The organism is Ewingella sp. CoE-038-23 (genome assembly GCF_040419245.1).
GTDB classification, from domain to species: domain Bacteria; phylum Pseudomonadota; class Gammaproteobacteria; order Enterobacterales; family Enterobacteriaceae; genus Ewingella; species Ewingella allii.
Genome location: NZ_JAZHOH010000001.1, coordinates 3,272,183 through 3,296,004 on the forward strand (window position 1 = coordinate 3,272,183; position 23,822 = coordinate 3,296,004).

The window sequence follows — 23,822 nt, forward strand, 5'->3', positions numbered from 1 at the left end:
TTAACATTTCAGTTATTCATTTGCTGGCCCGCCGCGATGCGGGCCGCGTCCCTAACCCTGACTCTTACCCTTTAATAACAAAACCCTGTTTCTGCGTAGCTGAAAGCGCCTGATGTATCTCTTCATTTGGACGGGTGATTTTCCCTTCCAGGGTGAATCCTGTTGGGTCGAGTTGGTCCTCCGCGTAGCTAAAGTTGATTTTGCCGAGGTTGACGCTCATCGCTACCGAGGCGCTGTTAGAGCCGGCAATCAAGAAGGCCGGGGTAGCGAAGCCGTCACCTTTGCTTTGCGAACGGGTAAAGCCAATCGACTTAATGCGCAGGTTGTCGCTGTTACTCAGCACGGCCACAATTTCTTGCGGGGTGATGCCGCCCACCTGCCATTCACCGGCCATTTTGTCTTTCTGCGACTCGTTCAGCTCCAGCGTCACCACGGCTTCGGTGCTGCTGTTTTGCTGCAACTCGCGCACCATCTGTTTCAGACGCGGGTCGTCATCCATCATCTTGGCAATACGGTCGGCGTTACTGTCCGATGGCCGGGTGCTGACCATGTGGAACAGGTTGTGGAAGAAGCTGTTGCTGTCGAGCTTGCTCAGGTTGCTGTAAGTGGAACGGTACTCGGCGGTGCCGATCTCCTTGCCTTTGCGCTCGGCCAGGATTTGCTGACGATTGCTCTGCGCCAGCTGCAAGATGGCGTCGCGCTGGGCGTTGCCGCGCAGCGTAGTGCCCGGCTCGAACGGCGTATTGAGCTGAGTTTTAAAGTGGCCCACCAGCAGTTTCAGCTTCTCTGCGGGCAGCTTGCCCTCATCCTCTTTCAACTCTTCAAGCAGCTTGTTGGTGGCCGGATCGGTGAACTGATCCCCCAAGGTTTTGATCAGCTTGTCGATATGCACGTCGGCCAGCGGCTGGACGTCTTTCAGCTGAAGGTTGATGTTCTGACGCGTGCGGTTATCCACCGAGGCCTGAATGCTGGCCCCTGCCCCGACAAACAGCGGCAAGTGAGTTTCATCACCGGTTTTCTGGTTTACGCCCACCGGGATGGCGATGTTGGCCCCGGCGTTAAATTGGTTAAAGGCGCGCAGGCGGTTGTCACTCTGCGACTGCTGGTCGCTGGCCTCGCGGCGAGTGGTGCTGCGCTCGCGCGTGCCGTTGAGCAGGTTAGCCCCGGCGTAAACCCCGCCACCAAAGCGGGCGCTGGTTGACGAGTTCTTCTCATGATCGTTGGTGATTGGCAGGCCGACGCTGGCGACGGCGGCGGCGTTGATATCCATACTGATACGCATGGTGTTGCCGTTCTTCACGCTGTGATCCATCCCTTTATCCATCAGCGCCTGCGGGTCAAGGTTTCCCTCGGTCAGCGCGTCCAGAAACTCCGGCAGCTCGGCTTCGCTGAGGCTAAAGCTGATGCCGTTTTGCATCTGCCGCTGCAACATGGCCGAGACGGTTCCGCCAAGGCGGAAGCCCGGGGAGAGGGTGCGTTCGCTGTCCAGCGCGGTTTTGTGCTCGTGAAGATAATCAGTCAGCATGTTGTACCCCGCCGCGCCGAATACCGTGCCCGAGCCGCCGCCGTTGCGGCCAAAGCTGACGTTGATGCCCGTCTCGCCCCGCGAGAAGTTCAGGCTGTAGCTGCGATCCACGTTGACCCGCACGCCGGGGCTGGCAAAGCCTTGCGAGCCGGGGATCATGGTGCCGGTCCCCGACGCGCCATAGGCCCGGTTGAAAGTAATGTCTTCGCCACTCTCCAGCGACAAAATCGTCTCCTTCATGCGGCTGTTCAGTTCGGCTTTATCGCTGGCGCTCATCACGTTGCGGCTGGTGACGTGCACCCCGTGGTCCTCTTTAGAGAACGCCTTGGTCATCGACTTGATGGCGTCATAGTTGGCTTCCAGACCGCGGTTGTTGACGAAGCCCATGGAAGTGGCTTTTTTGATCGGGTTTTCACCCCAGGTCATGTCGCGCAGCTCGTTGAATTTCGACCGCAGGGTTTGCATCGCCGCCTCTTTCTCCGGCCCCTTTTTGGTCATCGCCTGCTGCATTTCGGTCAGCAGGTTATGCATGTCGGCCTGAGTCAGCGAGGTAAGGATCAGCTGCGATTTCACCAGCCCCACGTCGTCGTGGGTGTCGCGCTGCTTGCCAAAAGGCACCTCCGGTTTCTGATGGTTAAGCACCACCTTCTTGCTTTCCATCAGTGACAGAATGCTGTTCGCCGGGCTGTTTTCGCTCGACGGGTAATAATGCATCATGCGATTGAGGCTTTCGGTCAGTTCACCGTCGCGGGTACTGGCCGGGTTGAAGCGCCCGCTGCCGCTGTTCTTGGTTTTACCTTCGCCGAGAACTAACTGGTTGTTGCTGTCCACCACGCCATAGTGCTGGCCCAGCAGATTGGCGTGGTGGCTGGAGACGTCGGTCAAATCTTGGTTGAAGCGAATCAAAGCGCGTTTCAAATCTTCGTTGCCGGTCCAGTCCATGCTGTCGATGCGCGAACTGATTGGCGGGCGTGGTGCTTTAATCCCCTCTTTTGAAGTGGCGGGATCGGCGGCGCGCAGGCGATTGAGCAACTCACCCTGCTCCTGATAGACCGGGCGCAGCCCTTCGCGACCGGCATATCCGTGCTGGAGAAAATATCCGGCGTTTTTCACCGGGCGCGGCGTTTCCATCGTCGGTTTGAACAAGAAGGCGCGCACCCGCGATTTAAACGGCGTTTGCACCCGCAGGCCGTCTTGCCCAGTGGAACCGGCAATGTTGACCTCGCGCTTCACCGTGATGTGGGTGCCCGGCAGATGGGTGTCCTTGGTTGCTACTTCGAGGCGCTGGAAGACCTCTTCCGCCACGCGTTTTTCAGGGCGCTCGTCTAAGTCCACCAGCCCCTTTTTCCATTCGCCTTCATGCAAGGTAGCCTGATCGCCCTCTTCATTGCTGAGCAATAAGTTGTCCGCGCCGCGCTGGGTCAGAGAGGTGTACTTCGGCCCCTCGCGCGGTACTTCCATAATCTCAGGTTCGGGGGTGCCCGCAGGCGTTGCAGGCAATTTCGGTTCGGTGGCCGGGACGTTTTCGCGCGCCAGCCCGGTCGTCTGGCCCTTCTGCCACGAGGTCGCGGGCAGGCTGAACAAGGCCCCCTCTTCGCTAAGCAGGTACATTTGCTGGTTTTTGCCCAGCGCCATATCGACGATTTTCCCCGCCTTGCCGCCGTCGTTGAGTCCCGCGATGGCGGTTTTCAGCGCGTCGGCTTTGAGGGTTTGGGTACTGACCTTTTCGCGGCGATTCTCTTTGTTAATCTGCTGGTATTGCACGTCACCGTCGCCACTCAGCGCCACAAAGCGCCCTTCTGATAACGCATCAATCGCCACGGTTTTCTGTTTTTTGTCCAAGCCGCCCGCTGGCAGGTCGGCCTTGACGCTGTTCTTCACCCGGCCCAACGAGAATAAGCTGCTGTCGTGGCGGATTTCATCACTCGACAGGTTGACCTTGAGACGGCGCAGCTCGCCTTCATTGAGGATCCACGGCTGGCCGTCCTGCCCGCGCCGCAGCTGCTCGGCGGACTCCTTCGACGCCACCCAGCTTTGGGTGGCGCGGTCGAGGTAATGCACCTTGCCGTCGTGCAGCGCCAGTTGTCCGAGCGGGCCGAAATCCATGATGCTCTTAGCTTCGGGTTCCGGGCGCGGCAATCCTTTCTGGTTATCCAGCACCATGCTGTCGCTGAGACACCAGCTCGACGCCACGTTGTTGCCATTAAGCGTGACGGCGTGCTGCTGGTTCTGCATATCTTTTAACTTGGCGTGCAGCTGCTGCTGGTCGTCGGTGAACAAGGATTCCACCCGCACGCCCTGCCCAAACTGCATCGTCAGGTTCTGGTTGAGCACGTCAGGCACCGGCTCAAAGGTCATGGTCTGTCCGCCGTTGGTCGGAAGCTTCGCCTGATAAAGCTCACCAATGTTGTCCGTGGCGTAGAGCATGTTGTTGTGCAGCGCCAGCGCGCTCGGGGCAAAGCCTGCCGGAGCAATCGTCATTTTCTGCGCGGCGGCCATCGGCGCATTCAGCTGCGGGTAGAAACTCAGTTGCTGCTCGTGGCTGGTTTCATCGGCAGTGAGGATCACGGCGTGGCCGCTGGCGTCCATCGCCACCTGCGAGATTTTCCCCGGTGCCTGTAGCGACTTACCGGTGGTCAGATCCAGCAGCTTTTTGTCGTCGGCAACGGCATAAAGATGGCCATTGCCCTGCTGGCTGAGCTTGGACATCTTTCCGTCGAAGGCGTCGTGCACTTGCCATTCGCCGCTGGCGGCGTCGTGGCGATAAATCTTTTTCTCATGCAGCCGCAGGGACTCTTCCCCCTTGGCGGTCCGATGGCTAAATATCCCGGTCAGTTCACTTTGAATGGCGGCATCAGGCAGTTTGGCTCTGGAGGCGGGTCGCCCGCCGGGCGTGAGGATCTCGGCGTGCTGGCTGTTGGCACTCAAGCGAACCTGATGATTTTCAGTCGAAGTGGATTGCAATACCGGCATCCGCCCGGTGCGGGTTTCTATCGGCTTCTCATAGGTTTTGCTATTCACCATGCCGACCAAATTCAGCGGCGACTGCTGCAAAGAGATCAGCCGACCGCGCGTATCCAGCAGCACTTGCTGACCATCGCTAGCATCATGACCCTGATATTTATGTTCGGAACGCCCTAGCGTGACATTGAGCAGCCGGTCAAAAGGCGGGTTGCCGTCCGGCACGCTAAAGTGGGCCTGCCCCTTGCCATTGAGCGCCACGTTGACCTTCGGCGACGGCGCGTTGTCCACGGCACTCAGCTCGGCCTGGGTTTTCGCTCCCCAGCCGTCGCTGCCGGGCACCCCCAGCGCGGTGCTAAGTTCGGAAAGCTCAGGCAGGCGTGGCGGAGCGAGATCCTGAATGCCCGCACCAACGGGTTCATGCTTTGAACGCAAAAAACGTCCAAACACGCCGCCGCGAGACAGCTTCCCCTGACAGCTTTGTTGCTTAATATCGTTACGCGGCGTAGCGCTGTGAGCTAAGGTGCCGCCCCCCGTCTGGCGTGGCCTGGAGGGTTGCTGGGCGAGATGGCTAGCAGAGGTTGTCCCCTGTTGCTGGCGGGCAATATCTGCATTGCTGATCATGTGACTCGGTTTAAGCAGTGCGGAAAAATTAAGTGCCATAGTGATAATCCTTATGCAACTACGGGGGAAGTATTAATTTATCTACACAATATGTGTGGCGGGGAGGGAGTTGGTTCCAGAAAAAACCAAGCCCCTGGTCGCATTCGGGCGAAAAGGGGCAGGATAACAGCACTAAACTTGATGATTTTTAACGATAAATCTTCAATTATTAATTTTTAAAAATTATGCCTTTGGCGAATCATTAACTCATGAGCAGCAGGGACCAATTTCTTGGCTTTCGGACTGCCCGACGGCTGGCGCAGGCGTTCACTGACCTGCATGGCGTGGGATAAAAAGCGGTTGAGCATGGCGGTCAGCTCAATGCCCTGCCAGTTCTCAATCTGCAATTCGACCCACAGCACGATAAATTTGTCGGCGGTGGCGCTGTGATGAAACGCCGGCAGCTCCTGATTGAAGCCGTTCATCTCCAGCAGCTTCCACCCCAGCTCGCCATCGTCCTCGCTCATCGGCTTACCCAGCCGCGTTGCCATCAGCAAGCGCCCGCTTTTGGCCCCTGAGAGGTGCAGTTGCAAATGCTCAAAGGCTATCTCATAGTTCCACGCCGGTCCCAGCGAAGAGGGGTCAGCCCCCAGCCCTTCAAACAGTGGTTGAAGATGATAGTAAAAATCCTCCTGTTCCATTTCGACTCTTCCTTATAGGTTGCTTAGATTATCGAGAGCGCTCGGGAAGGCGCTGCCATGCTCTTGCTCCAGCGCGTTCATCATTTCTAATAAGGTATCCGCCGCGTCGGTGTCCGAGGGCGCGCGCCGCGCCGCGCTGGACGCGCCAAACACCACCGACTGCGCGGCACCGCTCGACCCAAAAATTGACGGGCCAGGGCCGAGAGTTGGGCTTGGCAGCGCAGAGGGCTGGCTGTACTCGCTGTCAGAATCCGAGTCATAGCCAAAGGCTGGCGCATCGTTGCTCTTCTTGGTCATCAACCCTTTGGTGGAGGAGGCGTCGTCGGCCTCGTCTTCCGAGTCACTCGGCAGATGGCCGTAATCGCTTTCAGAGTCGCTAACGCTTTCCGTGGGAGCGGCGGCAGCCTTGGCTGGGTCACCCGGAATGGCACCCTGCATGCGCGGCGGCACTATGGCATTCACGTCAGTCGGGTTAGCGACAAACACGCGCGGCACCAGCACCTGCGGGCGGAACAGGCCGTTGATTAAGGTGTTCACATCTTCCTTTTCCAGCATATCCTGGCGCACACCCGGCGACAGCGAACGGCAGCGGTCGATGATCGACAGCGCCATACCACGCTTCATATCACTGCCTTTGAACACACTGTTTTTGGCATCAAAATCGAATTTTCGCTCGTGCTTATTCAGGTCGAAAATTTCATTATTTTTGGCATTCGGCGGCAACTCATTGAGGGTCGCGAAGCGTTTGCTCGGGTCTGGCAGTTGTCCTTCCAGCACGTCGAGCAGGTGCAGCGTGCCGTGCTGCTGGACATTCGGCGAATCGAAGTCGAAGCGCACCACGTCTTTACCAAAGCGGCTGGACTTCTTCTGCAGCTCTTCGCCCGATTCCAACGCAAAGAACACGTTGTCGTCGTTGGCGAGATCGGCGATATCCGCCGCCGAGGAGTTTTCACGCGGGAACTCCACGCCGTCGCGGATCAACTTTTGGCGTGACGAAAGCGAGATCTTGCCGGTGGCCGGATCGCTAATTTTATCCAGCGAGTTGGTGGCGTGGGTAATGCGCAGCGGCGACTCGAGCATTTTCTTCAAAAATGCCTGTTCGAAAGGTGCCAGCGGCTGGTTCATCAGCGGCCCCTGCAACCTGACATGCAGGTTTTTGAGATTCTCGCGGGAGAGTTTATCGACCGAACTGTTGCTCGGCACCCCGCGCCAGTGGGTGCCTCGGGCCAACATCTCTTTGTTGATTTTCTGCCCCATATTGCGGCGCATGGCGTAAGTCACCATCTTCGCCGCCTCATCTTCGGTGTAGTTCCTCACCGGGCGCTCGCGGGTGGAGACGCTTTTCAGCGCACCGGCCTGATGCGCCTCCCCTTCGTCATCTTCCTGAATCGGGAACATGTCCCATTTCGACGCCAGCGCCCCCGCGCCGTGTGAGGAAACGCTAACCTGCTTGGCCTGCCCGGCGGCCGTCTGGCTGCTGGCCTTGGCGGTGCCCGAGCTAGGGCCGGGTTTCGAAATATTCAGCGGCGCAACTGACGCCAGCTTGGGCATAGAATTAATGGCAGAGCTCATAACAAACCTCCCGCATACGGCTGGTGCTGGCTTCAACGAAAAACATCACAGTGTGGATCATAAAAGTGCCTGCGCATCTTCGGCCGCAAAGGCGTTCATCATCTCCAGCAGGGTGTCGGCGGCGTCGGTGTCCGACGGCGCGCGGAAAGAACCGGAGGAAGATGAGGAGGAAACTGAGCCGGGTGACTGCGTGCCCAACAGCGGATTTCCGCCGCCGGAAGATGAACTGGTCGGCGACGAAGAGAGGAAAGAGGCATCCGGAATAAACGGCGGAATGGCCGCCGAGGTGGCGTGGGAGCCCATTGGGAATTCTTCGTCAGAGCTGTCGTCATAGCTAAAGGGCGCGGCGCTGCCATAGGTGGGCAGGTCATAATCACTGAGCAGGCTCTCCTCATCACTTTCGGAGTCGCTGTCGGAGTCTGCCGCATCCAGATAGGAAGTCAGCAAGGCGTCGAGCGCACCGGCATCCACCGCCGCCGAGCGAATATTTTCCACCTCGCTGATATCGGTCGGCTTGCCGACAAACATACGCGGCACCAGCACCTGCGGGCGGAACAGGCCGTTGATCAGGGCGTTAATGTCCTCTTTCTCCAGAATGCTGGCCCGCAGCCCTTCTGGCAGTGCGCGGGTTCGGTCGATGATCGCCAACCCGAGGCCGCGCTTCATATCCTTGCCTTGAAACAGACTGCCCTTCGGGTCCATGCCATAGCGCGAATGCTCGTGCTTATCCAACATGTGCGCGGTCTGCATCTGGTCGCGGTGGGGTAAGCTTTTCAATGTGTTGAGATGTTTGACCGCCTCGGGGAAACCGTTGAGCACGTCAAACAGGTGCAGCGTGGCGTGCTGCTGCACCGCCGGTGAATCCAGGTCAAAGCGCATCACGCTTTTGCCGAAACGGCTGGACGGCTTCTGAAGTTTTTCCCCCGATTCCAGCGCAAAAAACACGTTGTCGTCGTTGGCCAGCGCCTGAATATCCATTTTCGAGGTGTTATCTTTCGGGAAGGGCACGCCGTCGCGCACCAGCTTTTGCCGCGAGGAGAGCGACACCACGCCGGTGTCGGTATTTTGCACTTTATCCAGCGCATTGGTGGCGTGGGTAATGCTGAGCGGCGACTCCAGCAGTCGCTTCATAAAGGCTTTTTCATAAGGGGCCAGCGGCTTATCCAAGGCTGGCCCCTGCAAGCGAATGTGCAGGCCTTTGATGTTTTCGCGCGACAGAGATTTGACGGTGGTTTCTGGCGTCAAATCATCCCAACGCGCCCCTTCCGCCAGCATCTGTTTATGGATTTTCTGCCCCATATTGCGGCGCATGGCGTAAGTGACCAGCCGCGCCGCCTGATCCTCACCCTCCGCGCCGACAAAAGCTTTGCCCTCACGCGAGCGCGGCGTGACGCTTTTCAGCCCGCCCGCGTCCTGCGCCGAAGCTTTGCCCTGCTCATCCGAGGCAGACATTTTCCACTCCGACGCCATCGCGCCAGAACCTTTGGAAGAAACGCTCACCTGTTTCGCTTGCCCGGCGGCGGTAAATCCGCTGGCCTTGGTGCTGCCGCTCGGCCCCGAGCTGGAGCCGGCCCCGGAGGTTTTCACCATGGATGGAAGAGGTACAGAACTGATGGCTGAATTCATAAATGCCTCCGGACAAAACGCAGAAGGCGCGAGGCACAAAGCAGAGCCATGCCGCGCGCGCGGGTCTTGGTTATGTGGAGGTCTGGGCGGAAAAGTTCCCCCTTGGCTCAGCGAATCAATCGCGCGAAAGCCAAGGGGAAGAAGCAAGAGAGGCGGGGTTAAGGTTTATTCCAGACCGGGGATGTTCACCCCAAAAATTTGCAGCAGCAGGATGATATTCAGCGCCACAATCACCACGGTGCCAAGAATGGAGATCCCCGCAGTCAGGCGGCTGTTGACGAACTCGCCCATAATGTCGCGACGGCGGGTGAACATCACCAGCGCAATCATCGGCGCGGGCAGCGCCAGACTGAGCACCACTTGGCTGTATACCAAAGCATCGGTGGCATTCACCCCCAGCGCCACCACCACAAAGGCCGGGATCATCGTTACCAGACGCCGCAGCCAGATAGGAATACGGAAGCCCACAAAGCCCTGCATGATCATCTGCCCGGCCATTGTACCGACCACCGAACTGGAAATACCGGAGGCGATCAGCGAGAGCAGGAAGAAGCCCGCCGCGCCAATCCCCAGCAACGGTGTCAGAGTATGGTAAGCCGTTTCGATTTCCGCCACGTCGCTGTGCCCGGCGTGGAAAGCGCTGGAGGCCATGATCACCATGGCGATATTCACCAAACCGGCGATACTCAGGGCAATCACCACTTCGATATTAGAAAAGCGCAGCAGTTTGCGGCGTTCGCCCTGATTCTTGGCGTGGGTGCGATGCTGGGTCAGCCCCGAATGCAGGAAAATGGCGTGCGGCATGACGGTCGCGCCGATGATCCCCACTGAAATGGTCAGCGCCTGCGCGTCCGGCAGCTGTGGGGTGATCATTCCCAGCCCGGCGGCGGCCCAATCGACCGGCACGATAAACATTTCCACCAAATAACACAGGGCGATGATGGCGACCAGCCCGCCAATCATCAGCTCAATCGGCCGGAAACCGCGTTTTTCCACCATCAGCAAGGCATAGGTAATGATCGCCGTAATGCCCATGCCGACCAGCAGCGGCATATGGAATAGCAGAGAGAGCGCCAGCGCGCCGCCGAGGAATTCGGCGAGATCCGTCGCCATGGCCGCCACTTCGCTGACGCCCCACATGCCCCACACCACAGGTTTGGGGAACTGGTCGCGGCACATTTCGGCTAAGTTTTTGTTGGTGACGATCCCAAGCTTGGCGGAGAGCGCCTGAAACAGCATGGCGATGATATTCGCCATCACCACTACCCACAGCAGCGTATAGCCGTAGCGCGATCCGGCCTGAATATTGGTCGCAAAATTCCCCGGATCCATATAAGCGATCGAGGCGATCACCGCCGGACCGGCGAACAGCAACGGCGTCATCAAACCGCTTTTGCGGCCCGACAGCGCGTTATCGATCGCGGCGTTGGTTCTTTCAGTTAAGGAAGAACTCTGGCTTGTTCCACTCATCCTGCACCTACCCTGTTCTTGCTTGTTATTTTTTTGTGTAGTTTTCACCCGGCTGTAACGAATATAGCATTGGCTATACTCTATGGCGCAAGCTTAGTTTGGTGGTTATTAGGGACATTATGTTTCAAAATATGAAAATCCAGAAAATGCGCGAGATTATGAAAATGGAATGATTTTTTTTACCGATGAAATCGATAGGCAATATTTTAAATATGACAGTTAAAAGACAGCGAATAGAATTAAAAAGCCGTTTAGGCGAATCATTTGAATTAAGTCAGCGGGAATATCGGCCTTAAAATGCCAAATCCAACCTGTTCAAATCTTCAATAATTATAGATATTTAGTGATTTTTTGAGTGAAATGATTAGACGCAAAATCTTCACCTTTTCTTAATTGACACCCTTTCACCTCGCAGTTTATTTTCTGCCACCCCATGGCTTATTTATACAGAAAATAACTGCCATCAGGTTTTATAAAGCTTCGCAGAATTACGCTACTTCATTGCATCTATCCCGCTAAAACATGAGGGAGGATGACCAATAACAATAATTTTTTAGTGCTCTTTAGTGATTATTTTCCACTCAGCTACAGAGCGCCTTTTTTACTCACCCGGGAGTACCCTGCCATGCAATTAAAAGACCTTTCGTCACCCGAATTTATCGCAAACCCCTACCCGTTTTACCAAAAGCTGCGCGCCAGCGGGCCGCTGCTGCAGGTTGGGCCAAATACCTTCCTCGCCACCCAATTCGCCACGGTCGACGCCCTGTTCAGCGACAAGCGAATTGGTAAAAGCTATATGGATACCGTGCGTATTCGCTATGGAGACAAAGCCGACAGCATCCCGCTGTTTAGCGCCTTTAGCCGCATGTTCCTGATGCTGAATCCGCCGGATCACAGCCGCATTCGCGGGCTAATGATGAAGGCGTTCAACGTGCGAAAAATCGACTCACTGCGCGAAATGGCGCTCGCAATCGCCCATGAGCTGATTGACCAGATTGAAGACCAAGGCACTTTGGATCTGACCAAGGACTTCGCCTTCCCCCTGCCGGTGCGCATCATCTGTAAAATGCTCGACGTGCCGGTGAGTGACGCCACCAAGCTCGGCCTTGCCACCGGCCTGCTGGTGAAAGCCTTCGATCCCTCAATCAGTGAAGAGGAGATCATGCAGGCCAACGAAGCCTTTAGCGTGCTGGATGAGTACTTCTCGGCGGTGATCCACCAGCGCCGCGAGCAGCCGGGTGATGATCTGATCTCCCTGTTGGTGCATATCAATGACGGCGGCGAAACCCTGACCCACGATGAGATTGTCTCCAACGTGGTGCTGCTGTTCCTGGCCGGGCATGAAACCACCACCAATATGATCAGCAACTCGCTGATTGCCCTGTTCCGCCACCCCGAGCAGTTGGCGCAGATTAAGCACAACCCAGAGCTGCTGACGAATGCCGTGCTGGAGTGTCTGCGCTACGACAGTTCGGTACAAATGACCATGCGCACCGCGCTGGAAGAGGTGGAGATCGACGGAGTTAAAGTGCCGAAAGGGGCGATGATTCTGCTACTGATCGGCGCCGCCAACCGCGATGCCGGGCAATTCGATCAGCCGGAGCAGCTCGACATTACTCGTCGCCTTGGGCGCTCACTGGCTTTTGGCGCGGGCATTCATCACTGCATGGGGCATCGCTTGGCACTGATTGAGCTGGAATCGGCACTCAGCGTCTTGCTGACTCGCCTGCCTAATCTGCAATTGCAGGATCTGGATAATCTGGAGTGGATCCCGCGCGCTAACCTGCGTGGCGTCAGTAAGTTGATCGCCAGCTTCTAATCTTCGAAACCTGTCTTTAAATCATAAAAAAATCCCCCGCAGGCGCTAGCCCTCGGGGGATTTTTATTGAGTAAGCCACCGCTAAGTGGCTTAATTTTATTAGAATTTGATGGAGGCCTGCATGAAGTAAGTGCGAGGTTCACCAACATATTTGCCGCTGTTGTTGTCGGTGGAGCGAGTGAAATAGCGCTCATCAAACAGGTTTTTAATCCCTGCGCCGACGGTCAGGTGCGACCAGCGTGGTCCGAAGTCATACTCGCCGCGAGCATTCCAGGTCATGTAGCCCATGATGTCGCCATATTGGCCATCGGCAGATTCGTCGGTGATATAGCCGTTGCCGGAGTCAGCAGAGCCAGGTGAACGCTGCTTGGACTGCGCGAAGCCGTCCACATTCCACACCCAGCTCCCCACTTCATAACGGGTCCCCACGGTGAAAACCTGGCGGGAGTAGAACGGCAAGTCTTTACCGGCAAACTCACCGTTGACCGAGGTCGCTTTGGTGTAAGTGTATGAACTGTAGACGCTTGCGCCATCCAGTGCATGGCTCAGTTCGCTCAGATCATAGCTCAGCGCCAGTTCCACACCTTTGTGTTTGGTCGCGCCGAGAGAGGTCCAGCCGATGGTGTTGTTGATGTACTGAAGCTGGTTGTCGAAGTCGATGTAGAACGCCGTCAGCTCAGCTTTAACCACGGTATCATCATAGTGAGTACCGATTTCGTAGGTCTTGGCTTTCTCTGGCTCGAGGCCCGGCGCTGGCTGGCCGCCGCTGCCACCACGAGTCAGCTGGAAGTATTGTAAGCTGCCGAAGGAGGTGTTGGCGTTCGCAAACAGCTTCCACGAATCGGTCAGGTGGTACATCACATTGACGGAAGGCAGCGGCTCGCTGTACTGCTTCTCACGCGAGATTTGCAGGAAGCCATCATCAACGTGAGTTTTGATACTTTCATAGCGCAGGCCCGGCGTTACGGTCCAGTTGCCGAAGTTCATCGCATCATCAATGTAGGCCGCGTGAGCTTCGCTGCCGCCGGAAGAGTGCTGGTAGTAAGTGGCGCGTGAATCCGGCGCGGAGTAAGTGGTGCTTGGATCATACCAGCCGGAGCGATAGCCCTTCTCGTCAGAGGTTTCGTTCAAGTAGCGATAGCCGATGGTCACTTCGTGCGCCATATCCCAGAAGCGGAACAGCTGCGAGTAAGTTGGCTCGATAGCGTAAGTGGTGTAGTTACGCGGCGCGGCGCTGAAACGGCTCAGGCCAGCGTTGGCCCCTGCGCCGGTAGAGCCGATGTCGCTGCTACGGAAGCTTTTGGTGAAGTAAGTCAGCAATTCGAACTGGCTGTTGTCTTCCTGATGACGGTATTTGAAGGACATATCCTGACGACGCCCTTCGAACTGGTCAAAACGGCGCACCGACTGGAACGGGTTGTCTTTATACTGCTGCGCGGTCAGGCCGCCCGGCATACCGGCGCTGGCGTTGTAGTAATGGAAATTAGCCAACAACTCATCTTTTTCAGTGAAGTTGTATTTGGTTTTGAACATGAAATCATCGATGTCGGTGTTATCGTTATTTTCGCGATAACCCTGACCATGCAGGCCGGAATAGAGCAACTCCGCGCCTAAGCCGTTATCAGCCGTGCCGCCCACCGAGGCGCTGGTTAAGGTTTTCAAGCCGCCGTGCGCCGCGCCTTCAGTTTGGGTGCTGACATCGCCGCCGAAGGTTTTAGGAATGTCTTTGGAAACGAAGTTAATCACCCCGCCGACGTTCTGCGGCCCGTAGCGCACCGCCGCGCCGCCGCGAATCACATCAATCGACTGGATGTTGCCCATAGACAGAGGTGCCATGGAGAGCTGTGGCTGACCATAAGGCGCCACCGCCAAAGGTACGCCGTCCATCATGATGGTGGAACGCGGGGAGAGGCGAGAGGTTAAGCCACGCACGCCGATGTTCAGAGATATGTCACTACCGCCGGTGCCGTTGTTTTCCTGTACCTGAACGCCCGGCGTGCCGCGCAACGCTTCGCCAATGGTTTCAGCCCCTTTTTCACGGATCTGCTTTTGGTCGATAATAGTCCGCGCGCCAGGGTGATCGAGCACCGCCGTTTCATTGTCGCCGCTGTCTAACCAGTTACCTACCACGGTCACAGAATCCGTTCTGTCTTCCGGCGTGGCGGTTGTCGATGGCGTTGCTGTGGTTGGCGTTTTGGTGTCGGCTGCTGATGCGTAATAAGGAAGTGCGATGGCCACGGCCGTGGCAAGGACTGAAAGGCGGTAACGCGCTGACATATCTTGTTTTTTCCTGTTATAAAAAGTGTTAACTTTAGGTAAAGAACGTATGTTTAATGCTAATTGTAATGAGAATTGTTTGCATTATAATCAGGAGTGTAAGTATTAGTAAATACTGTGTTTTTTGAAGATTTATCCCCATTCAAGCCGCCTTTCAGGAAGACCTCTTATGCTCGCGAAAACATTGCCGGCCCTGCTGTTATTAGGACTGAGTAGTCTGGTGTCTTTTGTTGCTCAGGCTGACCCCATTACGCTGACCGATGTCACCGGCCGGCAAGTGGTCTTACCAAAGCCTGCTGAACGCGTCATCTTGGCCGACTCACGCGCGATACAAGCTCTTCAGCTTGTTCATCCGACTAAGCCGTTCGAGTCAATCATCGCCTGGGACAACGCGCTAAAAGCCAAGGCCCCGGATCTGTTCACGCTTTACCAGAACGACTACCCGGAACTGGCAAAATTGCCGATGCTGGAGAACGCCTACTACAGCGATTTCAGCGTGGAGAAGACCGTTGGTTTGAAGCCTGACTTAATTATTTTTGATGCGGGCGTAAAGAAGAAACTGGAAGAGAGCCGGGTTCTTGAGCAGTTAACCAAGATTGGCGTGCCGGTGGTGTTTATCGATTTCCGCCTGCATCCGCTGACCAATACCGTGCCGAGCATTCGCCTGTTAGGTCAGGCGCTGGGCAATGAGCAGCAAACCGAAGGCTTTTTACACTTCTACCAGTCGCGCATCGACATGATTAACCAGCGCGTAGCGACCCTGACCGACCAGCAGAAGCCAAAAGTGTTTATCGAACGTCACGCGGGCATGACCGGCGAAGAGTGCTGTTTTACCTATGGAAAAGGCAGCTTTGGGGAGTTTATTCAAACCGCGGGCGGGGTGAATCTGGGCAGCGCGCTGTTTGCGGGCAAAAGCGGCACCATTAATCTGGAGCAGCTGATCACCAGCAAGCCGGATGCTTACCTGATGACCGGCGCGGACTGGAGCAGCAGCTTTAAAGAGAGCATCGGCGTGCCTTTGGGCTACAACGCTGACGCCGCGCTTTCGGCGCAACGTCTGGACAAGCTGATGGCGCGCAACGGCGTCAACGTGCTGGATTCCATCAAGCAGCATCGGGTGCTGGCGGTTTATCATCAGTATTACGATAGCCCGCTGAACATCTTTGCTATTGAAGCTATCGCCAAGTTCCTGCATCCGGAGCTGTTCAAAGATCTCGACCCGCAGGCCGATTTGGATATGGTGCATAAAGAGTTCTTGCACCAGCCGTCGAAAGGGCTGTTCTGGCTGGCAGCTAAGCCTCAGTAACTGATTTTAGTGAGCAGAGAGGATTCGGCGAATCCTCTCTTCACATCATCCCTTCGCACTTCTCCACCACAAATTGCACAAACTTATCCAGCTTGGGCACGTCGTTTTTCTTCGGCGCGTAGAGCAAATGAACGGGGCGCGGCTTAGGTAGAAAGTCCTCTAACAGCGTAACCAATTTGCCACTGGCTATTTCATCCTGCACCAGAAAATGCGGCTGCATCAGAATGCCATTACTGGCCAGCGCCGCGTCGCGCAGGGCATAGCCGTCGTTGGATTTCATCACCCAATTATTCGGCCAGGCGATGTCACTCTCCCCTTCGCGCAGGTTCCAGGCAAAGCGCGAATTCCACGTCGAATGGATCAGCAGGCGATGCTGACTAAGCCCCTCGGGCGCGGTGGGCGTGCCGTGCTGGCGCAGGTATTCCGGCGTGGCGCAAATAATCATCCGATAGAGAAACAGCGGCTTGGCCACCAAAGCGTAATCTTTCAAATCGCCGATGCGAAAGGCGCAGTCATAGCTTTCGGCAATCAGGTCCGCCACGCTGTTATTGAGCACCAGTTCAACTCGAACTTTGGGGTAAAGCTGCATGAATTCCGCCACAATCGGCCCGACAATCTCTTTTCCGACGGTCATCGGCGCGCTGATGCGTAATAAGCCCTGCGGCTCATTGTTCAGCCCTTCCATCGCCTCATAGGCTTGGTTGACGTTGGCGATAATCCCCTGCGCTGACTCATAAAACAGCTGCCCGGCGGAGGTCACCATCATGCTACGGGTGGTTCTTTGCAATAAATCCGTTTTTAAAGTCTTTTCGAGGTTATTGATATATTTCGCCACCATCACCACGGACATATCTTCTTTTTTGGCCGCGCCGGTAAAGCTCCCCTCTTCAACAACAGAGATAAATACCTCCATAGCTTTTAGCTTATTCATACTAAACCTCAAGTTAATACTGTTTAAACCTCAGCAGGGTTCACTCAGTTAAATATTTCCTATACCTTGCTGGTCCTAAGACTAATACAGAGTACCGGCCAAGTGGAAATAAGATGTCAATTATTCATGGAGAGAGAAAGAATAATCACGGAGTGAAAAAAACCAAATTACTCAGCATGTTACTCCTCACACTGTGTTGCAGCCTGTACTCTTCTTCTATTTACGCAATGCAGCAATACGCCCTTAATTGTCCGGGCAGAGGGGATATGACGGTCAGTATTACAGATTATGTGATAACGACCCTACTCTGGAGTGAGGGATTTATTGTCGCGCCGCGCCCGGCCAGCTACACGGATAAAAGCGGGGATGTGTTGACGGTGTATCAATTTAGAAATAATGACATGTTGTTGGTCAATAAAATAAAAAACCGCTACTTCTTTATATATCGCGATGAAAATAAAAATCAAAAAGAGGTGGAATGTATAAAAGGCCCCAACCAGCGGATAGTGGTCAAATGGGCCAGCAGTTAACGGCGAGGCTCAATCAAGCCGCCTCGCCCTAGCCTGACTATCCGCGTTTACGCCTCACCGTAATGGTTTCACCCGCCACGCCCCAGTTGTCGGTATCCACTTCGTCAATGATCACAAAGGTGGTTTGCGGATCTTTGTTCAGCACTTTCACCAGCAAATCTGTCGCCCCGGCGATCAGCGCGGCTTTCTGCTCGGCGGTCACCCCTTCGCGGGTAACTTGTATATTAATGAATGGCATAGCCTATCTCCTGTTACCAAACGCCAGCGGTCGAGCCGCCATCGACCGGCAACACCACGCCGGAGGTGAATTTCGCATCCACCAGATACAACACCGCATCGACCACGTCGTCGGTACTTCCGGTGCGCCCGGCGGGTGACAACGAGCGCAGGAATACGCCGTCGCCGCCGCTGTGCAGCGGAGTTTCAATCACGCCCGGCGCCACGGCATTGACCTGCACGTTTTTATCCGCCAGCTCCAGCGCCAGTGACTGCGTCGCCGCGTTCAGACCCCCTTTCACCATTACCGGCAGCAGTGACGGCACTTTACGCAGTGGCTGCACCCCAAGGCTGGCAGTGATGTTGATGATGTGGCCGCTGCGCTGGTTGCTCATCAACTCCGCCGCGCGCTGGGCCGGGAAGAAGAAGCCTTTCAGGTTGGTCGCCAGCAGCGAGTCCAAATCATTGGCGGTGTACATCTGCACCGGCTTGGCGATGAAAATACCGGCGTTGTTGATCAAGATATCCACTCGCCCGAACTGATCCAGGGCGGTGTCAAACAGGCGCTTGGTGGTGTCCGGCAAGGCAATATCCCCTGCCACGCCGAGGAAGTTTTTCGGGTTACCGAGTTTTTGTGCCGCCTCTGCCAAACGCTCGCTGGTGCGGGCATTGCCCACCACATTGTCGCCACGCTTTAAGAACGCTTCAGCCAGTGCAAAACCAATACCACTTGATGCGCCGGTGATCACCACAGTTTGTTGACTCATAACACACTCCTTTAAACGCTAAGTTGGCACTCGGATAAATGCCGCTGTTGACTCACTGCGGCCACTTTACTTATGCGTTCAGGTGCGATAAATAAGGCTAAATGACATTCATTTATTACTTCATGTAATCAATAAGGTGTAACTCACCCATGCAACGCGACTTCGACGACATCATGCTTGGCAGTCTGGAACTGTTCTGTCTGGCGGCGGAAACCGGCGGGTTCAGCAAGGCGGCGACGCAGGCGGGCGTGACCCCGGCGGCGGTGAGCCGGGCAGTATCGCGTTTGGAAGAGCGCCTTGGCGTACGGCTGTTTGTGCGCACCACCCGGCAAATCCGGCTGACCGAGGCGGGCGAGCAGTATCGGGCGCAGTGTTTAGCAGCCCTGACTCTGTTGAAAGACGCCGAAATGTCGCTCAGCGGGCAGCAGTCACAGCCTGCGGGAAAAGTGCGCCTCAGCATGCCGACGGCCTATGCCCATTGGCGAGTCTTGCCTTTGCTGGCGCGTTTTCAGGCACTCTATCCCCAGTTGGCCGTCGACACGCATATCAGCAATCGCAATATCGATTTTTTCGACGAGGGTTTTGATCTGGCGATTCGCGGCAGAGCACCCGCCGAGTCCAATATGATTGCCCGTAAAATCGAGGATGCCGAGCTGATTGTGGTGGCCTCGCCGCACTATCTGGCGAGCGCGCCCGCGCTGAATACCCCGGACGATTTAACTCATCATCACTGTATTGGTTATGAACTTTCCAGCAGCGGCCGCTCCCTGCCGTGGTTGTTCCGCCAGCAAGGGGGAATCAGTGAAAGGGTGATGAATCATCACATCAACTGCTCTGAAGATTATATCGGCGGCCTGACTCTGGCTCGCCACGGCGCGGGGCTGTTCCAAATTTATCGCTTCGTGGCGCAAGAAGATCTCAACAGCGGGCAACTGGTGGAAGTGCTCAAAGAGTTCGGCGGCACCCACCGCCCTTTTTACCTGCTCTACCCTCATGCCCGCTTCCTGCCTCTGCGCACCCGCACTATGGTTGATTTTCTGCTCGCCGCGCTGCGCCACTAATCCCCTTCCCCTCGCCAAACTTCTCTCCCCTGGTGGAGAGAATACCCACATAGTTTATGAATTTTTACCTGTCAAAAAATAACCCATCTATTCCCTGCGCTTTTTGAAGATTTGAGAAGTCCCTCACAAAACATAAATCCCTCTAAAGTTTGTGGAACTGGTGAAAATTTCTTCTCACTCATTGAAGGAAGTCGAACAGCACAAGAAGGCCGTCTGCACCGTTCGACTGGGATCGTTACCGGAGAAAAAGACATAAAGACAAAATGATATTAAATACATGAATTAAATGGAAATAGTCTGAGGTGTGCAATGCGACATAGCCAAGATAAGTGTGCAATGTTTGTTTCGTTCGATGCTGTCGCGGTATCAGGGATCACGGTCGAGGCAATGAAAATTGCCAAGAAGCTGCAAGATCGGGGGTTCCGGTCGTATCTGGATTTGGGATACGACATCAAGATTGATAAGGGAAACTTTAATAAGCCCTATGACGTGGAGCTTTCGATCTATCGCGACGTCTTCACGCTGGTGCGCATCGACGACATCACGTCGATCCCCAATTACGATCTGGATTTTATTGAATACGCCCACAGTGCGCTGATCAGCCAAAAAAGCCCGATCGGTGACAATGAAAAGACCGCGCTGTTACAGACCATCGACCAGACGGCGCGGCTGCTTGCCCAGCGCATCGTGGCGCTCTGGCAGCAGCTGGGTATCAGTAATCTGGTGGTTGAAAACGGCACCCTGCCGGAAAATATCATTTATACCAAGGCGTTATATCTGGCGATTGAACAATACGGCCAGCAGCAAGATTTAGGGAATTTTGTTATCTGGCGCGACCACGACCTGATGTGGAACAGCGAAAAGACGGTGATGAAATATGGCCCTGCGCCCTACTCTCACGCCATTAAGCCGGTAAAATCCAAACACATCACTTATGTCACGCTCAATGATCACCTGAAGCAGAAACTTGAAGCCTGGTGTAATTACGACGTAGACGTCAAAGTGAAGAAAAATACCTATGACTTTTCGCCGCAGAAGGCGCGTTGCAATATTAGAGACCGGTTAAGCGTTCGCGCCGATGATATTTTAATTGCCCGCACCACCCGTATTATTCCGCAAAAACGTTTAGACCGCGATGTCATGCTGGTAAGCCATCTCAATACATTATTCCATAATAGCAACAGCGATCGGCGAGTCTATTTAGCGGTTGCCGGCAATGAAAATGAAAATCACGGTTATTTCCAAGAGCTGGATAAACTGTCTGAAAAACTGAATGTAAAACCCTATATTAAATTTATCGGCGCGCTGCCCCATGAGTGTATGCAGTCAGAAAGCGACGCCATCGCCATAGAAGACTTATATCACTCCTGTGATCTTGTCTCTTTCCTCACCTCTTATGACTACGACAGCTACGGCAACCCAATTGGCGAGGCGGTGAGCCACCGGCGCTGCTACATCACCACCAGCTATGAGTATTACCACGAAGTGTACGGCCAGCACGGCTTCGAAGCCCCGGTCATGGCCATATCCGAGCAGCAGGACGGTTTACCCAACCCTGAGTTTATTCATGATTTATATCAGTTTCTTAACAATAAGGAATATATGGCGCACGTGGCGGATAAAAACTTCGCCTTGGGGCAGCAGGTGCTCTCCAATAATGTGATCGACATTTTAAATGTGAATTAATTTAAAAACCTAACCCATTTCATTCTGGATATTACTCTATTCTGGAGAACTTATGCGCGGCTCAATTTTCGTGTCAGTAGTGCTACCCGTATATAATGAAAGCGACCGTATTGATGAAGTATTAATTTCACTCTTCAATCAGAAAACCAAAGATAACCTGATCACTCACGACAGCTATGAGTTAATTATCGTGGATAATAATTCCACCGATGATTCCGTGGCAAAAATAAACGCATTTAGCGCCAAGAACCCCTCAATGGATATTCATGTCATTGATGAGAAAGTTCAGGGAGTTTCTTCTGCCAGAAAGCGCGGCATGGATTACGCCTCGCTGCGATCTAAAGCCCGCGACAGCCGCCTCGGGCAGAAGCGAAAACACTATATTGTCTCCGCCGACGCCGACTGCACCGTGGACACCTACTGGCTGTATGAGCTGATTAACACCATGGTCAGCCAGCAGGGCGATTTAGGCACCTGTAACTACTATTACAACGCCGAAGATTTCGAAAAACGCCCTAACCTGTTCAACGAAATTAAGAAAACCCTACGCCTGCGCGAATACTCTTTCTCGCTGTTTGGCGGCTTCCCCGACGGTAAAGGCTTTGGGGTCGAGCGCGGCCTGTACGACGCCATTGGCGGCATTGAAATCTTCTACCAGCTCAACAAAGGCCGCTTTGTAGAGCACCTGTCCGACGACTGGGACTTCGGCATCAAAATCATCGCCTACGGCGGCAAGCCGGTCTACGCCAGAAATTCCTATGTCGAAATCAACAGCCGCCGGGTCGATACCATTCTGGATGAAGTGATCACCGGCGTTGCTTACGGCAGCGACGGCATCATTATCATGAAAGACGTGCGCCCGGACGTTGAGCAGCAAAAGCCGACGCTGGTTGACACCACCCCGGCCGAATCCAAACAGGCGTGGGACTATTCGGTGAAGGACTATACGCCGAAAAACATCATTCTGCCCGCCCTGCTCAACCCTTATATCTTGTTAGAAAACAGCGAAGTGCGCGATTTCTTCTCCGGCCCGCTGGCTGACAACCTCTACCGCCGCATTCACGAGTTAAAACATGAAATGCGTATTATCGATTTCAAACCGATCCACGCCTATAAGACCCCGGCCTATCGCCTCTATTTCGAATTCCGCGATGAGATCTTTGCCGCCATGCGCCGCGCGGTCGGCGACGACATTGGCTATCCGCCTGCCCTGCCCGCCTGTTTCGACCAGGTGAAAGCCGAAGACTTCACGCGCTTTGTTTACTACTTCTGCGAAGACCGCGAGTCCGGTGAAGCCCACAACTATTTTGCCAATGGAGGCGTATTCTGATGAACAACGAAGCCCTGAACTCCCTGCTGGATATTGACGAAAACTACCCCGTTCCCTTAGTGAATGAATTTCTGGCCCAGCCGGAAAACCGCGCATTTCTGGAGTATGTCTACAAAGATCCCTTTGGCTGTCACGTCTTCCCCGGCGACATCACCGACTACCCGCTGCCGTCGTTCTTTGCCGATATGGACAGCGACATTAAGAAAGCGGGCAAAATCCACCTCTGGGCCTATATCCCCACCTGCCGCTATCGCTGCCATTTCTGCCAGTACCCGACGGTGATCCTCAACCCGAAAGCCGCCTCCTCGCAGGAGGTATTCCGCGATCTGGTGGACTTCAATATCAAAGAAGCCCTGATGTGGCTGGAGCGCGTGCCGAGCCTCGCCACGGTGGAAGTCGGCGAATTCAATATCTTCGGCGGCACCCCGTCGCTGCTGCCAGAGCCAGAACTGCGCCGCATGATGGCCTTCTACAAAAGCCACTTTAACTTCTCCACCGCCACCATGCGTTTCGAGGGCGAGCCGGGCACGCTGAACAAAGCGTATTTGGCGATCTTAAAAGATCTCGGTTTTAGCAAGATCAGCTTCGGCACCCAGTCCTTCAACGACGAAATCATCACCGCCTGCGGGCGTATGCACTCGGCGGACGAGTGCGTGGAAACCATCTATCAGGCGCGGGAAATCGACATCGACTGGGTCAGCGTCGACCTGATTTACGGCATGCTCGGCCAGACGGTGGATGACGTGAAATATGACATGGAGAAAACCCTCGAGCTGGGGCTGTCCCACGTGGTCTGCACCAAGCTGCACATGGATGAATTCATCAAAAACCGCACCGGCGTCTCCGGCGAGCGCGAAAGCCTGTGGCAGAAAAAGGGGCTGATCAACATTAACAACATGAGCTTCCCCGGCCTCGGCAAGCAGTACCAGATGCGCGAACTGGTGGAGAAATATCTGGCCGATGGCTATACCGAGCACCCGACCATGTACTTCCACCGCAATGATCAGCAGCCGGAAAAATGGAAAGCGCTTATCACCGACCTCGATAAACAGTACCCGGAAGTGGCGATTGGGCTGGGCGGCAGCTCTAAGTCGACCCGATCCGAGGCGATCAACATCACCGGCTATAAGAAGTACAAAGAAGCGCTGAACGAAGACCGGCTGCCCATCGAAGAGAGCCGCGGCTTCTCACCCGCTCAGCGCGAGGTCAACGCCTTCAAGATGGCGCTTTCCACACTAATCCCGGTGGATGACAAGGTGTTCAAGCAGCGTTTCGACGGCAATAGCTTCTTCGAAAACCCGCTGATTAATCGCACCTTGGACAAACTGGTGCAGAAGAAGCTGGTGACGGTTTCTGGCGAAGTCGTGACCCTGACGCCCATCGGTATCACGCTGGTCGAGGCGATTATCAATACCCAATTCACCACCGACGCGGAATAAGG

Annotated in this window: 16 protein-coding genes; 7 read left to right on the forward strand and 9 right to left on the reverse strand. The window is 55.0% G+C overall.

Annotation, left to right across the window (positions count from 1 at the left end):
• Positions 1-64: 64 nt before the first annotated feature.
• The 5 genes from V2154_RS15480 to V2154_RS15500 form a co-directional block, all read right to left on the reverse strand.
• On the reverse strand, positions 65-5,149 hold the full coding sequence (locus V2154_RS15480) for an AvrE-family type 3 secretion system effector (RefSeq protein ID WP_353502956.1): 5,085 nt from the start codon (positions 5,147-5,149) through the stop codon (positions 65-67).
• 176 nt (positions 5,150-5,325) lie between these two features.
• Positions 5,326-5,790: a CesT family type III secretion system chaperone gene (locus V2154_RS15485; protein WP_353502957.1), complete on the reverse strand. Its 465-nt coding sequence runs from the start codon at positions 5,788-5,790 to the stop codon at positions 5,326-5,328.
• 12 nt (positions 5,791-5,802) lie between these two features.
• Entirely contained in the window at positions 5,803-7,362 is a 1,560-nt protein-coding gene (locus V2154_RS15490) for a hypothetical protein (RefSeq protein ID WP_353502958.1), read from the reverse strand.
• Positions 7,363-7,419: 57 nt separating this feature from the next.
• A complete protein-coding gene (locus tag V2154_RS15495) occupies positions 7,420-8,988 on the reverse strand; it encodes a hypothetical protein (RefSeq protein WP_353502959.1) in 1,569 nt (522 codons plus the stop codon).
• Between the two features lie 165 nt (positions 8,989-9,153).
• Positions 9,154-10,458 (reverse strand): Nramp family divalent metal transporter, encoded by a 1,305-nt coding sequence (locus V2154_RS15500; RefSeq protein WP_353502960.1) that lies wholly within the window; start codon positions 10,456-10,458, stop codon positions 9,154-9,156.
• Between the two features lie 625 nt (positions 10,459-11,083).
• Between V2154_RS15500 and V2154_RS15505 the strand changes: the two genes are divergently transcribed.
• Positions 11,084-12,277 carry a cytochrome P450 gene (locus V2154_RS15505; protein WP_353502961.1) on the forward strand — a complete coding sequence of 398 codons (1,194 nt, stop codon included), beginning with the start codon at positions 11,084-11,086 and terminating at the stop codon, positions 12,275-12,277.
• Positions 12,278-12,376: 99 nt separating this feature from the next.
• Here V2154_RS15505 and V2154_RS15510 read toward each other — a convergent pair whose 3' ends face one another.
• Positions 12,377-14,554, reverse strand: a complete 2,178-nt coding sequence (locus tag V2154_RS15510; RefSeq protein ID WP_353502962.1) for a TonB-dependent receptor family protein — start codon at positions 14,552-14,554, stop codon at positions 12,377-12,379.
• A 169-nt stretch (positions 14,555-14,723) separates the two neighbouring features.
• Between V2154_RS15510 and V2154_RS15515 the strand changes: the two genes are divergently transcribed.
• Positions 14,724-15,860, forward strand: a complete 1,137-nt coding sequence (locus V2154_RS15515) for an ABC transporter substrate-binding protein (RefSeq protein ID WP_353502963.1) — start codon at positions 14,724-14,726, stop codon at positions 15,858-15,860.
• A 40-nt stretch (positions 15,861-15,900) separates the two neighbouring features.
• Here the strand turns inward: V2154_RS15515 and V2154_RS15520 are convergent, their stop codons facing one another.
• Complete coding sequence (locus V2154_RS15520; RefSeq protein ID WP_353502964.1) at positions 15,901-16,791, reverse strand: LysR substrate-binding domain-containing protein; 891 nt, start codon at positions 16,789-16,791, stop codon at positions 15,901-15,903.
• Positions 16,792-16,904: 113 nt separating this feature from the next.
• Here V2154_RS15520 and V2154_RS15525 point away from each other — a divergent pair, with 113 nt between their 5' ends.
• Entirely contained in the window at positions 16,905-17,321 is a 417-nt protein-coding gene (locus V2154_RS15525) for a hypothetical protein (protein WP_353502965.1), read from the forward strand.
• A 37-nt stretch (positions 17,322-17,358) separates the two neighbouring features.
• Here V2154_RS15525 and V2154_RS15530 read toward each other — a convergent pair whose 3' ends face one another.
• Together V2154_RS15530 and V2154_RS15535 are read right to left on the reverse strand one after the other, a co-directional pair.
• Positions 17,359-17,559: a tautomerase family protein gene (locus tag V2154_RS15530; RefSeq protein ID WP_353502966.1), complete on the reverse strand. Its 201-nt coding sequence runs from the start codon at positions 17,557-17,559 to the stop codon at positions 17,359-17,361.
• Positions 17,560-17,572: 13 nt separating this feature from the next.
• A complete protein-coding gene (locus tag V2154_RS15535) occupies positions 17,573-18,304 on the reverse strand; it encodes an SDR family NAD(P)-dependent oxidoreductase (RefSeq protein WP_353502967.1) in 732 nt (243 codons plus the stop codon).
• Between the two features lie 149 nt (positions 18,305-18,453).
• Between V2154_RS15535 and V2154_RS15540 the strand changes: the two genes are divergently transcribed.
• From V2154_RS15540 to V2154_RS15555, 4 genes are all read left to right on the forward strand, one after another.
• Complete coding sequence (locus tag V2154_RS15540; RefSeq protein WP_353502968.1) at positions 18,454-19,365, forward strand: LysR family transcriptional regulator; 912 nt, start codon at positions 18,454-18,456, stop codon at positions 19,363-19,365.
• Between the two features lie 336 nt (positions 19,366-19,701).
• Positions 19,702-21,051, forward strand: a complete 1,350-nt coding sequence (locus tag V2154_RS15545; RefSeq protein ID WP_353502969.1) for a glycosyltransferase family protein — start codon at positions 19,702-19,704, stop codon at positions 21,049-21,051.
• Positions 21,052-21,103: 52 nt separating this feature from the next.
• Positions 21,104-22,381, forward strand: coding sequence for a glycosyltransferase family 2 protein (locus tag V2154_RS15550; protein ID WP_353502970.1), 1,278 nt, complete (start codon positions 21,104-21,106; stop codon positions 22,379-22,381).
• Positions 22,381-23,820 (forward strand): radical SAM protein, encoded by a 1,440-nt coding sequence (locus tag V2154_RS15555; protein ID WP_353502971.1) that lies wholly within the window; start codon positions 22,381-22,383, stop codon positions 23,818-23,820. Before V2154_RS15550 ends, V2154_RS15555 begins: the two co-directional genes overlap by 1 nt.
• Positions 23,821-23,822: the final 2 nt, after the last annotated feature.